The organism is Methylopila sp. 73B (assembly GCF_000526315.1).
GTDB lineage: Bacteria > Pseudomonadota > Alphaproteobacteria > Rhizobiales > Methylopilaceae > Methylopila.
On record NZ_JAFV01000001.1, the window covers coordinates 421058 to 434902 of the forward strand.

The following is a 13845-nucleotide window of genomic DNA, read 5'->3' on the forward strand; positions in this document are numbered from 1 at the left end:
TCACCCCATGGCCGAACCGCAACGCCGCGTCGGCGGCGTCGAGAAGACGCCCGCCCGCGTGCTCGTCGTCGAGGCGCGCTTCTACGACGCCATCGCAGACGAACTGCTGAAGGGAGCGAAGGCCCGCCTTGAGGCGGCCGGCGCGGCCTTCGACGTCGTCAGCGTGCCCGGCGCGCTGGAAATCCCGCCGACGATCGCGATCCTCGCCGACGCCGCCTCGGCCTGCCACCAGCCCTATGACGCGGTCGTCGCGCTCGGCTGCGTGATCCGTGGCGAGACCACCCACTACGAGATCGTCACTGAGCAGAGCGCCCGCGCGCTGATGGACCTGTCCATCGCCCGGAAGCTCCCGCTCGGCAACGGCATCCTGACGGTCGAGAACGAGGCGCAGGCGCTCGCCCGCGCCAGCGTCGCCGAGATGGACAAGGGCGGGGACGCCGCCGCCGCGGCCCTCGCCGTGCTTCGCCTCAAGCGCTGGGCGGGGTGCGTCTGACATGGCCAAGGGCGAACAGCGCTCCGCGGCGCGGCTCGCAGCCGTGCAGGCGCTCTATCAGATGGACATCGCCGGCACGTCGCTGCCGGACACGCTGGCCGAGTTCGAATCCCACTGGATGGGCAAGGTGGTCGACGGCGACGAGTACAAGCCCGCCGAGGCCGCGTTCTTCCGCGACCTCGTCGGCGGCGTGCTGAAGCAGCAGCGCACGCTCGACCCGCTGATCGACCAGACCCTGCAGGCCGGCTGGCCGCTGAAGCGCGTCGAAGCGATCATGCGGGCGATCCTGCGCTCAGGCGCTTTCGAGCTCGGCAAGCGCAAGGACGTCCCGGTGAAGGTGGTGATCAGCGAGTACGTCGACATCGCCCACGCCTTCTTCGACCGCGACGAGGCCGGCATGGTCAACGCCGTTCTCGACGCCATCGCCCGCAACGTCCGCGCCGAGGATCTGGCGAAGGGCTGACGTCGGGGGTCGAGGCGGCGCACGGGTCTCGCGCGCCGGCTGTTTCCTGCTCAGAACATGACGGGCCTGAAAAGGAAGAGGCCGGCTCTCCTTTCGGAGAACCGGCCTCTGACGCGCGTCCGGCCTGGACGGGAGGGATGGGGACAGGCGGCCGGCCGCGCGGATCTCTGGATCTCGGGATCTTACGGAGCCGCGGCGACGCCGACCGGGTTCACGCCGTCGCCGAGCAGGACCCACTGGTTGGGATCGGTCTGGGACTGGCGCTTCACGAAGGTGTAGCCGGTCTCGAACCACGGCTTGACGTCGTCCGCTTGGTTGTCGAGGGCGTAGTCGCCGCGGTCGGTCGAGACGGTCAGCACAGCGTGGCCGTCGCCCTTCAGGTCGCGCACCACGGTGATCAGCAGCGCCTGCCGGGGCCAGCCGGCCTCGATCAGCAGCTTGCGCTTCAGCAGGACGTAGTCTTCGCAGTCGCCCTTGTTGTCCGTCGGGTAGGTCCAGAACTCCTCGAGGCCGTAGAGCTCCTGATCGGTGACCGGAGACACCTGAGCGTTGACCTTGCGGTTGAGCTTGTCGAGTTCGGCGAGCTTCGTCGCCGTCAGCTTAGCCTTCGCCGCGCGCATCGGCTTGACGTCGCATTCGACCGGCTTGTCGGCGCAAAACTGCGTCCAGCCCATCGGCGCCTTGGCGCCGCCGATCACCTGCATCGGGCTCGCCGCCGCGACCTTGACGGTCTGCGCTTCGACCGGACCCATGGTGAATCCGGTGGCAACAAGTCCAAACAAGATATAAACCGTCTTCTTCTTGATCTCAGTAAACACTGTCGTCTCCCGTCCTGTCCCGGGAAGCAACGTCTCACATTCCTTTTGCAGTCCGTCTAAATCAAGACGTGGAGTTTTAGCGAGATGATTTGGAATTCAGAAAGAAGTTTAATACGAATTGTTCAGAGATGCGGTGGGTGTTTCGTTTACCAACTACGGTCGCCTTTAGAGAATGAACGAACGTCTTGGTCATCCAAACCTTAACGGCGCCGGCTTTTCGAGGGGGGTGATTTACAAAGTCTTCACCATGCGGCGAAGAGGCTGCGCGTCATCGGCGCGGGCAGACGCGGGCGCGGCGGCGAGACGACACAAAAAAGCCGCCTCGAAGGGCGGCTTCGTCTTCAGGCGTTGGTCGGCGAGGTCAGCCGAACTGTTCCGCCAGCGTCTCGAGGTTCTGCGGACGACTGAATTCGACGGCCAGTCCGTTCTCGAGGTAGCGGACGACGCGGGCCGAGGTCCGGCCGAGCATCACCGGCGTGCCGATCGGGAGATCGAGCCCGATCTGGATCGCGGCGCCGGAGAGCGACACGTCGATGATGCGGCAATCGTGCAAGGCGCCGTCCTCGGTCTGAAGCACCGCGCGCGGGTTGCGCGGGATCACGCGCTCGTGGCGCCGGTCTTCTGGAAGGCCGAGGATGTTGCGGTTCGCGAGCCAGGTTAGCTGCGCGGCGAGCTTATCGCGTTTGCGGATGGTCGCGGTCACGGTCATGGCGAAGCCGTTCGCGATCGGGCGCACCATCACGCCCTCCACCCGACCGATGTGGTCGAGATAGACGATCACGCGCTCGCCGGGCTGCGCCGGCACGGGCGCGATCAACGCAACGCCGCCGGGAGACATGTCGAGGGTCTGGCAGGGATACTCTCGGCGCGACGTCAGCATGTAACGTCCGAGAAGCGCGACCTTGACCCGCTGATGGCGACGTTGCTCGTCCGAGAGCGGCTTTTTCATCGCGAACATCAAGGCGTCCGTCCCCGAGACCGTGGAACGCGTCGGATTGCGCGCCGCGTGTCTCAAACCTAAACGAACGGTGTTAACGCCCCGTAACCTCGCCGCCTCGAACACGGCTCATCGGCCCCCGTCGAAGACCAGAAAGCGCCCGATGCGGCGGGCCGCGCCGGCGAGGGCGTGGGGCGGCGGCGTGAGGGACGCCGGTTGCGCCGCCGAGGCCTCGCCGATGGCGCGCCGCCGGCCGCTCGGCCAGATCATCCGCAGCGAGGCGAGTTCGAACCTCGTCACCGGGCAGGCGCCGAGCCAATAGGGCGTTTCGACCGGCGCGAGCGCGCCAAGGATGCGCGCATGGGTGCGGCCGCGATGGCGAAGGGGCAGGAGAACGAGCTCGAGGTCGACCTTGCGGCCGAGTTCGGTCCCGCCCGTTACGCCGAGCACCGCGACGGCGGCGTCGTCGGAGATCGTGGACAGCGCGCCGAGCACCGTCGCCCGGTCGGCGGCCGACCAGAGCTCCAGGAAGCGTTCGCCTTTCATCTCGTGGCCTGCGATGTCGCAGAGGCGCGACCCCGCAAGTCGAAACGGGAACTGCGCCTCTTCGGACGCTTCCAGGATGAACGTGTCGCCGAGGATGCCGCGGATCTGGCCGGGATCGACGTCGGCGCGCTCCGGCGCCGCGCGTGCGCCGCGCAGGCGGTTCCAGTAAGCAAAGAGCTCGCGGGTGGCGGCGGCCTTCATAGAGGGCGGACCTTCCGTTTCGTTTTGGGGCGCCCATGTGTCGTCGCGGGACGCTTTCCGGCCGACGAGGGCGCTTCGCCCCTAGCGCAGCAGGCGGCGTGCCAGCCTCGCGCGCCTTGTCGCGTCGTGTCGGCCGATCGAACGAGCAATGGCGGTAGCGGGGACAGTGGCGTGAGAGAGCATCAAAGCCGTCCGGCCGATCGCCGGGAGCGGGCGTTCAACGCCCCCGCCGTCGTGATCGCGACCATCGCGCTGTTCGCGGCGATCCATCTCTGGCGCGTCTTTCTCTCCGAAGACGCGGACATCGCCGTTCTCCTGCGCTTCGCGTTCATCCCGGCCCGCTACGACCCGGCGTCGCCCTATCTCCCGGACATGCTCGGCGGGGAGGGCGCCAAGCTCTGGACGTTCCTCACCTACGCCTTCCTGCACGGCGACTGGACGCACCTCCTGGTCAACAGCGTCGCCATGCTGGCCTTCGGGAGCGCCGTCGCCTGGCGGTTCGGATCAATGCGGTTCCTGAGCTTCTCGGCGCTTTGCGCGGTCGGAGGAGCCGCGGCTCACCTAGCGCTTCATCTCGACGAGCCGCAGCCGGTGATTGGCGCGTCCGCGGCGATCTCGGGCCAGATGGCGGCGGCGATGCGTTTCATGTTCGAGGCCGGCGGCCCGCTCGGCGCGTTCCGCCGGCGCGGACGGCTGGCGTTCTCGGCGCCCGCGGTCCCTCTCGCGACGGCGCTACGCAACCCTCAGGTGCTGATCTTCCTTCTGGCCTGGTTCGGAACCAACATCGCCTTCGGCCTCGGCGGAATGGCGATCAGCGGAGAAACCGCGTCGATCGCCTGGGAGGCGCACATCGGCGGATTTCTCGGGGGACTCGTCCTGTTTCCGCTGTTTGATCCGAAAGTCGCACGGTTCCGTGACCGGGCTGATGCCTCCGTAGCATTGCCTCGGCGTCCTCCCGCCCCCCATGATTGAGGGAGCAGGCCGCGGGACGGCCTCGACCCAAGGACCGACGAGCCTCCCGCCGGCCCCTCGCGAACGAGGCCGCATCTGCTTGGCCTCAAACATAAAAGGAGGCTCGCATGACGGTCGCACGCATTCTGGCGTTCAAAGGGCCTGAGGTCTTCACCGCCTCGCCGCACCGCACGATGGGCGAAATCGTCGCCCTGTTGGCCGAGAAGCGCATCGGCACGGTGGTGATCGCCGGCGCCGACGGAGGCATCTCCGGCATCATCTCCGAGCGCGACGTGGTCCGGTCGCTTGCGGCGCGCGGGGCGGACGTCCTGTCCGACCCGGTGTCCATGCACATGACCCGCAAGGTCTTCACAGCCACGGCGGACGAGTCGATCGAGGAGATCATGGACCGCATGACCGAGGGGAAGTTTCGCCACGTGCCTGTCGTGGAGGGCAAGCGACTTGTCGGCATCGTCTCGATCGGCGACGTGGTGAAGCACCGCATGGCGACGGCCGAGGCCGAGGCGTCGGCGATGCGCGACTACATCGCGACCGCCTGAGGGTTCGAGCGATCCAGGATTATCGGCGGTCGCGCTCGATCGGGCGCGACCGCCGCCGCGTCTCCGCCGGCAGGCTGCGCAAACGCCCGGCGTAGAGCGCGCCGAGCCGGCTGTCGCCGAGGCGGAGGGCGGAGGCGGGCGTCGGCGCCGCTCGCGATCGACGGGTCGCCGCCGCCTCCTCCGTCTCGTCAGAGGTCGAGCAACTGTCCGGCCGCGTCCGACAGCTTGCCGATCGCGGGCGCGGACGCGTCCGCCATGCCGGCGCGCTTCAGGTCCGGAGGCGTCGCCTCCTCGGCGAGCAACGCGACGGCCTCGCTGAGCGACATGCCCGTCTGGCCCTGGCTGCCGAGGCGACGGATCGAGACCGACCGGGTCTCCGCCTCCTTCTTGCCGACGACGACGAGCGCCGGCGTCTTGGTCAGGGAGTGCTCGCGGACCTTGTAGTTGATCTTCTCGTTGCGCAGGTCGAGCTCGACCCGCAGCCCCGCCCGGCGCAGCTCCGCCGCGACCTCGGCCGCGTAGGGATCCGCCTCGGAGGTGATGGTCGCGACCACCGCCTGCGTCGGCGCCAGCCAGAGCGGGAAGTGCCCGGCGTAGTGCTCGATCAGGATCCCGGTGAAACGCTCCAGCGAGCCGAAGATCGCGCGGTGGATCATGACGGGGTGGTGCTTCTCGCCGTCCGCGCCGATGAAGAACGCGCCGAACCGCTCCGGCAGGTTGAAGTCGACTTGGATGGTGCCGCACTGCCAGTCGCGGCCGATGGCGTCGCGCAGGACGTACTCGAACTTCGGCCCGTAAAACGCGCCCTCGCCAGGGTTAATCGCAGTCGTCACGCGGTCGCCGTAACGCTGCGAGATCGTCTCCAGCGCGTCGCTCATCACCTGCTCCGCGCGGTCCCAGAGCGCGTCGGAGCCGACCCGCTTTTCGGGCCGCGTCGAGAGCTTCAGCACGATCCTGTCGAAGCCGAAGTCGGCGTACATGTCGAGGATCAGCTCGTTGAGCATGAGCGTCTCGGCCATGAACTGCTCGTCGGTGCAGAACGTGTGGCTGTCGTCTTGCGTGAAGGCGCGGACCCGCATCATGCCATGCAGCGCGCCGGACGGCTCGTAGCGATGGACCATGCCGAATTCGCCCATGCGGATCGGCAGTTCGCGGTAGCTCCTCAGTCCGTGCTTGAAGATCTGCACATGGCCGGGGCAGTTCATCGGCTTGATCGCGAAGACGCGGTCGTCTTCGGTCTGCGTGACGAACATGTTCTCCCGGTACCAGTCCCAATGGCCGGAGGTCTGCCAGAGCGAGTGGTCGAGGATCTGGGGCGTGTTGACCTCGACGAAGCCCTTCGCCTTCTGCTGGCGGCGGGAGTAGTCGATCAGCGCCTGGAACAGCGTCCAGCCCTTGGGGTGCCAGAACACCGTGCCTGGGCCTTCTTCCTGGAAGTGGAAAAGGTCCATCTCGCGGCCCAGGCGCCGGTGGTCGCGCTTCTCCGCCTCCTCCAGCATGTGGAGGTAGGCGTCGAGCGCCGCCCGGTCGGGGAAGGCCGTGCCGTAGATGCGCTGGAGCATCGGGTTGTTCGAGTCGCCGCGCCAATAGGCGCCCGCCACCTTCATCAGCTTGAAGGCGTCGCCAACCTTGCCCGTGGAGGTCATGTGCGGCCCGCGGCAAAGGTCCTTCCACTCGCCCTGGGCGTACATCTTGAGCGACTGGTCCTCGGGGATCGCGTCGACCAGCTCGACCTTGAACGCCTCGCCCTTCTCCCGGAAGAAATCCTTCGCCTGGTCGCGCGACCAGATCTCCTTCGTGAACGGCCGGTCGCGCGCGATGATCTTGCGCATCTCGGCTTCGATCGCCGAGAGGTCCTCGGTGGAGAACGGCTCGGCTCGGGCGAAGTCGTAGTAGAAGCCGTTCTCGATCACCGGTCCGATCGTCACCTGGGTCTGCGGCCACAGCGTCTGCACCGCTTCGGCCAGCACGTGCGCGCAATCGTGGCGGATGAGCTCGAGCGCGCGCGGGTCCTCGCGGCTCAGGAACTCGATCTTCGCGTCGCGCTCGATCGGGTCGGCGAGGTCCACGACCACGCCGTCGAGAGCCATGGCGACGGTGCGCTTCAGCAGCGACTTCGAGATCTGGCCGGCGATGTCGGCGCCGGTGACGCCGGCGTCATAGGACTTCTGGGCGCCGTCGGGGAAGGTGACGAGAGGCATGTCGGTCTCCGCTCAGTTCTGCCTACGAGTGCAGGTAAGCGTGTTGGGAAGGTCGCCCGCGCGCCGCGGTCAGGCAGCGTCGCCGGCGTCGGGCGCGTGCTCGCAGCGGATCTCCGCCCGGCGCGCGTAGCGCCACGGCCTAGACCACGCCGCGTCCGAAGGCAACGCGCGCGGCACGGGATCGAAGCCGTCGCCGCCCCAAGGGTGGCAGCGGCAGATGCGCCCCGCCGCCATCCAGCCGCCCGCCCAGGCGCCGTGCCGCGCGAAGGCCTCGTCGGCGAACTCCGAGCAGGTCGGCAGGTAGCGGCACTGCCGGCCGATCAGCAGGGACAGCGAGTAGCGATAGGCGAGGATCGGCAGGCGGAGCGCGGAGGCGAGGGGGGAGCGAAGGGAGAGGCCGGGGACACGGGCGTCATCCCGGCCGGAGCGAAGCGAAGAGCCTGGATCGTCGTTGGCGCCAGGCGCGCTAGAGTGCGGCGTCCCGGCGAAATGACGATCCCGGCTCGGCCTTTGGCCGTCCGGGATGACGCCATGCCCGCTCACGCCGCCCGCTTCGACTCGATCTGGTCCAGCGCGTCCACCACGGCGTCGAAGGTCAGCAGCGTCGAGGCGTGCCGGGCCTTGTACTCGCGGACGGGCTCAAGAACCTTGAGGTCCTCCCAGACGCCCTCGGGCGCCGGAGCGCCTTCCTTCAGCATCCGGCGCATGGCTTCGCGCACCGCGCGGAGCTCCTCGGCGGTGCGGCCGACGACGGTGCGCGCCATGATCGAGGACGAGGCCTGGCCGAGCGCGCAGGCGCGCACCTCGTGGGCGAAGTCGGTGACGCGCTCGCCGTCGTAGGCGAGGTCGATGGTCACGGTGGAGCCGCAGAGCTTCGAGTGCGCGGTTGCGGTCGCGTCGGGCGCGGGCAGGCGGCCGATGCGCGGGATTTCAGCCGCGAGTTCGAGGATGCGGCGGTTGTAGATGTCGTCCAACATGGCTGACCAGCCCTTACGTCGACCAGGATGCGCGGATTGGCTCGATTGTCCCCGCGCGCCGATCGACTATATAGCGATCGAGGGAGACGCTCGCCATGCGAGCCGGCGAAAGAGGCAGGAAGCTGTCGTTTCGTCGTGCTATGGTCTACGCATCTCCGCGCTGCGTAGCGGGGCCGTCGTGTGGCCCCGGCAAGAGGAAGCTCATGGACGCTGTCGTTCAGCACCCGTTTGCCCGCGTTCCGATCCCCGCCCCCAAAGGCCACCAGACCACCCGCAAGCCGACGCGGGAGGAGGCCGAGGCTGCGGTGCGCACGCTCATCGCCTGGGCGGGCGACGATCCGGCGCGCGAGGGCCTCATCGACACCCCGAAGCGCGTGGTGAAGGCTTACGCCGAACTGTTCGGCGGCTACGCCGAGAAGGCGGCCGACAGTCTCGAGCGCGTGTTCGAGGACGTGCAGGGCTACGACGACATGGTCGTGCTGCGCGACATCCCGTATTTCTCGCACTGCGAGCACCACATGGTGCCGTTCTACGGCAAGGCGCATGTCGCCTATTACCCGTCGAACGGGGTCGTCGGCCTGTCGAAGATCGCGCGGGTGATCGACACCTACGCCCGTCGCCTTCAGACCCAGGAAGCGCTCACCGCGCAGATCACCGAGGCGATCGACGAGCACCTGAAGCCCCGCGGCGTCGCCGTGATGATCGAGGGCGAGCACATGTGCATGGCGATGCGCGGGATCCAGAAGCAGGGCGTGTCCACGGTGACCACGCAGTTCACCGGCGTGTTCCGCGACGATCCGGCGGAGCAGGTGCGCTTCATCACGCTGGTGCGCGCCGCTCACACGCCGCGCTGACGACGGCCGCCCGCCGGCGGCTCTTTCCTGCAGCCTCGTCGTTCCGCCCGGGCCCTCGTCGCCCGGAGCGGCGTTTGGATCTTCACCCGTGACCGACGCACCCGCTGCTTTCGCCGCCCGCGGCTCACATCACGAGGTCGAGGAAGGTCTCGGGTTCGCGCCGAAGTTCGACCGCGACGGGCTGATCGCCGCGATCGTGACGGACGCGGACGCCGGCGGCGTGCTGATGTTCGCCTACATGAACGCCGAGGCGCTCAAGGCGACGATTGAGACCGGCGTCGCGCATTTCTGGTCACGGTCGCGCGGGGCGTTGTGGCGCAAGGGCGAGACCTCGGGCCACGAGATGGCGATCGTCGAACTCAGGGTCGACTGCGACCAGGACGCGCTCTGGCTCCGCGTCCGCGTCGCCGGGACCGGCGCGGCCTGCCACACCGGCCGCAAATCGTGCTTCTACCGGGCGGCGCCGACGGGCCCCGACGCGCTCGGGGCGGCTTTGACGCCCGTGGACGACGCACGCCTGTTCGACCCGGCGGAGACGTACAAGACGGGCTGACCGGGCGACGCGAAGCCGTCGCACGGATGTCCTATGGAGCGCCCGCCGGCGGCGTCCGGCCGTTCGCGACGGAGTGCCCGGCCTGGTGTTTCCCAATCTTCCCTTCCGCCGCCACCCGTCGATCGCCGCGACGGAGCACGCCGACGCGCGCGAGCCGGACTCTCCGCGTCCGCCGTTGCTGGCGCTCGCTCTCGGCGGCGGCGCGGCGCGCGGCTGGTCGCACATCGGCGTTCTGCGCACGCTGGAGGCCGCCGGCATCCGGCCGGACATCATCGCCGGCACGTCCATCGGCGCCGTCGTCGGCGGGTGCTGGGCCGCGGGCCGGCTGGACGATCTCGAGGCCTGGGCCCGCTCGCTCACGCGGCGGCGGATGTTCGGCGTGCTGGACGTCAGCCTCGCCGGCGCCGGCCTCATCGGCGGCGGCAAGCTCCGCGCGCAGCTCGAATCCCAGCTCGGCGAAACCCGGATCGAAGACCTCGCCGCCCGCTTCGTGGCGATCTCGACCGAGTACGGCACTGGCCACGAGGTCTGGCTCGGCCGCGGCGACCTCGCGCTGGCGCTGCGGGCGTCCTACGCGTTGCCCGGCGTGTTCGAGCCCGTGCGGGTCGGGGGGCGCTGGCTGATGGACGGCGCGCTGGTGAACCCCGTTCCTGTCTCCGCCGCCCGCGCGCTCGGGGGGCGGGTCGTGGTCGCGGTCGGGCTGCAGTCGGAGATCTCGCCCCACGGGGCCGTGATCCAGACCTATGAGGCGACCGAGGGCGACGACGCCGTGGCGGCCGGGGTGACGCGGGCGCGCCGGCGTCTGCGTCTGCGCCGCAACCGTTCGAAGGAAGGGACGCCGCCGCCGGCCGCGGACCGCACGCCGGGCGCTCCCGGCATCGCGCGGGTGATGGTTCAGGCCTACAACATCACACAGGATCGCATCTCGCGGTCGCGGCTCGCGGGCGACCCGCCCGACGTGATGATCGGCCCGCGGCTGAGCGGCATCGGCCTGTTCGAATTCCACCGCGCGGAAGAAGCGATCCGGCTCGGCGCCGAAGCCGCGGAACGCTCGCTTGACGCCATCCGCGACGCGCTGCGCGCCTTCGCCTGAGCGGAGACGTCAGTTCAGCGTGAGTTCGACCGTCGCGTCGAACCCTGCGCGCACCGAGAAGTTCTGCTGGAACATCTTGCCGTCGTGCCGGGCGATCGCGGTGTAGTCGCCCTCCGACAGCACGATCGGCGGCAACTGGCCGATTGACTCGCGGATGACGTCGCCCCCGGGGGTCAGCACCGTCCAAGACGTGTTCTTCACCTCGGCCCCGCCCGCGGCGCGGACCAGCCGCAGCGTCATCCGCGCGGCTTTGTGGTGCACCTGCGCCTCGACGAGCTTGCCTGCGGCCACGTCGAGGTCGACCTCGACGATGGCGTTGGCGTCGCCATAGGCGGAGACCACGTGGTATTGGCCTGCGGGCACGCGCAGCAGCGCGCCCGGACGGACGTTCTCCGCGACCGTTCGGGTGACGCCGGCGTCGTTGCGGGTGAGCGTGAAGCCGACCCGGTCGGGCGGCACGCGCGCGTCGCCGACGAAGGCCGCGAGCCGGATCGCGCCAGCGGGCAGCGACATGGTCGTGTCGGTGGGATGGTCGGGCGCGACGGAGACGTAGCGCGCCGTGCTGACGAGGCCGTAGACCGCGTGCACCACGTAGCCGCCGGGATCGAGATCGAACCGCGGGGCGGCGTCGCTGGATTCGGCCACCAGCAGATGCTCGCCGTTCATGTCGGGCTGGTCGGTGAACACCCGCCACTTCACCCCGTTCGGGACCTTCGCGCCCTTGTCGCCGAAGGTCGCCGCAAGGTGCAGCGGCTGCTTGACGATCGGCGCTGCGATTGCCGGCGTTGGCGCGTCCTCCAGCGTGGGCGTGACGGGCGTCGGCTGCGCGCCCGGCCGCGGCGCCGGGGTGAGATGCGGAAGTTTCAGGCCCTTGAGAACGTCGTGCTCCGGCAGGCCGCGGGAGCCGATGTCCGGCCCGCCGAAGCCGGGCGGCGGCGAGGGCATGGGGGGAGGGCCGATCTCGCCGAGTTTCGGGGGCGCGAGGAGGTTCATGCGCCCCGTGATCTCGCCGCCGTAGCTGAATCCGCCCTTGCCGCGCTCGGCTGGCCCGCGATCGCCGCCGGCCGCGGCCTTGCCATCCTCAGCGAGGGCCGGCGCGACTGCTCCCGCGAGGCCGAGCGCCAGCACGAGACGCGCGACGACGGTGCAGGCGGAGGAGCGACGATCACCCATCCCATGGCGATGCCATCGCCGGCCCGCCATTGCAAGTCCGCTCCCCTGCTGCGCGCCATGCGTTGCGCGGCGGGGCCCGGCGTGCGATGGCCGCGCCATAGTCCAAAGGAGACAGCGATCCCATGACTGGACCCGCCCCCGACGCCCTCGATCTCCTGAGCGCGCGCCGCTCCGTGCCCGCCAACGCGCTCGCCGAGCCCGGCCCTTCGGCCGCGGAGCTCGAGCGCATCCTGACCGTCGCCGCCCGCGTGCCGGACCACGGCAAGCTCGCGCCTTGGCGCTTCATCGTGATCGAGGGCGAGGCGCGCAAGGCGCTCGACCTGAAGCTCGCAGCCCTGCTCAAGGCGCAACAGCCGGAGCTGTCCCCCGCGCGCATCGCCGCGCAGGAGAACAATTTCTCGGCCTCGGCGGTCGTGGTGGCGGTGGTCAGCACGGCGGCCCCCCACGTGAAGATTCCGGAATGGGAGCAGGTGCTGTCCGCCGGCGCCGTCTGCATGAATCTGACGATCGCCGCCAACGCGCTCGGCTACGGCGCGCAGTGGCTGAGCGGCTGGGCCGCCTACGACGCGGAGGCTTGCGCGGCGATCGGCCTGACGCCCGCCGAGAAGGTCGCCGGCTTCCTGCACCTCGGCACGCCGAAGGAGCGGCTCCCCGACCGTCCGCGGCCCGATCTGGCCGAGATCGTCACGCGCTGGTCGGCCTGAGCGATGACCCATTTCTATGAGCCCTCGAAGGGCCACGGCCTGCCGCACGATCCGTTCAAGGCCATCGTCGCGCCGCGGCCGATCGGCTGGATCTCGACCGTGGACGCTGCCGGCGTCCCGAACCTCGCGCCCTACAGCTTCTTCAACGGCGTCTGCGACAGCCCGCCAATGGTGATGTTCTCATCCGGCGGGCGGAAGCACTCGGTGGCCAACGTGGAGGCGACCGGCGAGTTCGTGTGCAACTTCGCGAGCCATGCGCTGCGCGAGGCGATGAACCTCAGCTCGGCGCTGGTCGGGCCCGAGGTGAACGAGTTCGAGCTGGCGGGTCTGGAGGCCGCTCCGTCGCGGCTGGTCCGCGCGCCGCGGGTGAAGGCGAGCCCCGCTGCGCTCGAATGCAAGGCGCTCAGCGTGACGGAGCTCAAGGGCGTCGACGGCGCCGCGACCAACCGTTTCATGGTGATCGGGCAGGTGGTCGGCGTTCACATCGAAGAGGCGTTCCTCACGGAGGGGCTGTTCGATCTCGCCAAGGCCGGAGCCTTGGCCCGCTGCGGCTACCTCGACTACGCCTCGGTGTTCGAGACCTTCGCGATGGAGCGGCCGAAGGGGTGAGGCCGAGCCGTCAGCCCGCGATCTCCCGCACGATCCGAAGCTGCTCCGTAGTCGTCACGAGCTTGGCCGTGAAGCCGTCCCGCAGCGCTTCGCGGCACTCCTGACGAAAGGCGTCGCCGTCCTCGGACGACGACGTATCGATCGCGGGGACGCCGGCGGCGGCCGCTGCGATCAGAACGAGGCTGCGGGCTTGGGCGAGCGGCGGGAGAAGCCTTCCCTCGGCGTTGCGCAGGACGGCCGCGCCGAGATCGGCCCGCAGCGCGTCGGCGTCCCAGGCGAGCCCGGCCAGCCGCGGCGTGGCGCCGACGAGGCTGCGAAGCTCCAGCAAGCCGTGCGCCGTCGTGACCTCCGCCACGACCCGCGTCGCGCCGTCCGCACGGCCCATGCGCGCCTCGGCGACCGCCAGCAGCGCTGCGAGATGGCCGAGGTCGGCTCCCGTGCGGACGCCGCTAAGCAGCGCCGCCTGGGCTCCTGCGGCGACGCAGCGCTCGACGTCCGCGAAGGCGATCTCGCCGGCGACCAGCGAGACAGGGACCAGCAGCGTTTCGACGCGAGTCTCTGCCGACGTCGCTGCGCCCGCCAGAACGCCGTCGGCATCCCGTGTCGGGAAGGTCGCTATCACGGCCAAACGAGGTCCTCCCGCGGCCCCGGACGGCCTCGGGCTCTTGGCCTCGTACGGGGCCGTTAAGGCGGGATTAACCATATCGGCGCG

Annotated in this window: 17 protein-coding genes; 9 read left to right on the top strand and 8 right to left on the bottom strand. The window is 69.6% G+C overall.

The window, feature by feature from the left end:
- Positions 1-7: 7 nt before the first annotated feature.
- Together ribH and nusB are read left to right on the top strand one after the other, a co-directional pair.
- Positions 8-493, top strand: coding sequence for a 6,7-dimethyl-8-ribityllumazine synthase (gene ribH, locus K244_RS0102020; protein ID WP_020184571.1), 486 nt, complete (start codon positions 8-10; stop codon positions 491-493).
- A 1-nt stretch (position 494) separates the two neighbouring features.
- Positions 495-956: a transcription antitermination factor NusB gene (gene nusB, locus K244_RS0102025; protein ID WP_020184572.1), complete on the top strand. Its 462-nt coding sequence runs from the start codon at positions 495-497 to the stop codon at positions 954-956.
- A 182-nt stretch (positions 957-1138) separates the two neighbouring features.
- On the opposite strand, the gene K244_RS0102030 is transcribed toward nusB, so the two are convergent.
- The 3 genes from K244_RS0102030 to K244_RS0102040 form a co-directional block, all read right to left on the bottom strand.
- A complete protein-coding gene (locus K244_RS0102030; RefSeq protein ID WP_245259802.1) occupies positions 1139-1660 on the bottom strand; it encodes a transglutaminase-like cysteine peptidase in 522 nt (173 codons plus the stop codon).
- A 475-nt stretch (positions 1661-2135) separates the two neighbouring features.
- Positions 2136-2732 (bottom strand): PilZ domain-containing protein, encoded by a 597-nt coding sequence (locus K244_RS0102035; protein WP_020184574.1) that lies wholly within the window; start codon positions 2730-2732, stop codon positions 2136-2138.
- A gap of 108 nt (positions 2733-2840) precedes the next feature.
- Positions 2841-3458 carry a PAS domain-containing protein gene (locus K244_RS0102040; RefSeq protein WP_020184575.1) on the bottom strand — a complete coding sequence of 206 codons (618 nt, stop codon included), beginning with the start codon at positions 3456-3458 and terminating at the stop codon, positions 2841-2843.
- Positions 3459-3629: 171 nt separating this feature from the next.
- Here K244_RS0102040 and K244_RS0102045 point away from each other — a divergent pair, with 171 nt between their 5' ends.
- Positions 3630-4430, top strand: a complete 801-nt coding sequence (locus tag K244_RS0102045; protein WP_020184576.1) for a rhomboid family intramembrane serine protease — start codon at positions 3630-3632, stop codon at positions 4428-4430.
- Positions 4431-4537: 107 nt separating this feature from the next.
- Positions 4538-4969, top strand: coding sequence for a CBS domain-containing protein (locus K244_RS0102050; RefSeq protein WP_020184577.1), 432 nt, complete (start codon positions 4538-4540; stop codon positions 4967-4969).
- A 188-nt stretch (positions 4970-5157) separates the two neighbouring features.
- On the opposite strand, the gene thrS is transcribed toward K244_RS0102050, so the two are convergent.
- The 3 genes from thrS to K244_RS0102065 all read right to left on the bottom strand — a co-directional run bounded on the left by thrS (position 5158) and on the right by K244_RS0102065 (position 8147).
- Complete coding sequence (gene thrS, locus K244_RS0102055; RefSeq protein WP_020184578.1) at positions 5158-7170, bottom strand: threonine--tRNA ligase; 2013 nt, start codon at positions 7168-7170, stop codon at positions 5158-5160.
- 69 nt (positions 7171-7239) lie between these two features.
- The gene (gene yidD, locus K244_RS24040) at positions 7240-7530 is read right to left on the bottom strand and encodes a membrane protein insertion efficiency factor YidD (protein WP_036306010.1); all 291 of its coding nucleotides are present in this window, start codon (positions 7528-7530) and stop codon (positions 7240-7242) included.
- 179 nt (positions 7531-7709) lie between these two features.
- On the bottom strand, positions 7710-8147 hold the full coding sequence (locus tag K244_RS0102065) for an iron-sulfur cluster assembly scaffold protein (protein ID WP_020184580.1): 438 nt from the start codon (positions 8145-8147) through the stop codon (positions 7710-7712).
- 203 nt (positions 8148-8350) lie between these two features.
- On the opposite strand from K244_RS0102065, the gene folE reads away from it, so the two are divergent.
- From folE to K244_RS0102080, 3 genes are all read left to right on the top strand, one after another.
- On the top strand, positions 8351-9001 hold the full coding sequence (folE, locus tag K244_RS0102070; protein ID WP_020184581.1) for a GTP cyclohydrolase I FolE: 651 nt from the start codon (positions 8351-8353) through the stop codon (positions 8999-9001).
- Between the two features lie 88 nt (positions 9002-9089).
- Positions 9090-9554 (top strand): phosphoribosyl-AMP cyclohydrolase, encoded by a 465-nt coding sequence (hisI, locus tag K244_RS0102075; RefSeq protein WP_020184582.1) that lies wholly within the window; start codon positions 9090-9092, stop codon positions 9552-9554.
- A gap of 85 nt (positions 9555-9639) precedes the next feature.
- Positions 9640-10647, top strand: a complete 1008-nt coding sequence (locus K244_RS0102080; RefSeq protein WP_036306012.1) for a patatin-like phospholipase family protein — start codon at positions 9640-9642, stop codon at positions 10645-10647.
- 9 nt (positions 10648-10656) lie between these two features.
- On the opposite strand, the gene K244_RS0102085 is transcribed toward K244_RS0102080, so the two are convergent.
- The gene (locus K244_RS0102085) at positions 10657-11820 is read right to left on the bottom strand and encodes a hypothetical protein (protein WP_020184584.1); all 1164 of its coding nucleotides are present in this window, start codon (positions 11818-11820) and stop codon (positions 10657-10659) included.
- 122 nt (positions 11821-11942) lie between these two features.
- On the opposite strand from K244_RS0102085, the gene K244_RS0102090 reads away from it, so the two are divergent.
- Positions 11943-12524: a nitroreductase gene (locus K244_RS0102090; RefSeq protein ID WP_020184585.1), complete on the top strand. Its 582-nt coding sequence runs from the start codon at positions 11943-11945 to the stop codon at positions 12522-12524.
- A gap of 3 nt (positions 12525-12527) precedes the next feature.
- Positions 12528-13133, top strand: a complete 606-nt coding sequence (locus K244_RS0102095) for a flavin reductase family protein (RefSeq protein WP_020184586.1) — start codon at positions 12528-12530, stop codon at positions 13131-13133.
- 10 nt (positions 13134-13143) lie between these two features.
- On the opposite strand, the gene K244_RS21335 is transcribed toward K244_RS0102095, so the two are convergent.
- Positions 13144-13755 carry an aldolase/citrate lyase family protein gene (locus K244_RS21335; protein WP_245259803.1) on the bottom strand — a complete coding sequence of 204 codons (612 nt, stop codon included), beginning with the start codon at positions 13753-13755 and terminating at the stop codon, positions 13144-13146.
- Positions 13756-13845: the final 90 nt, after the last annotated feature.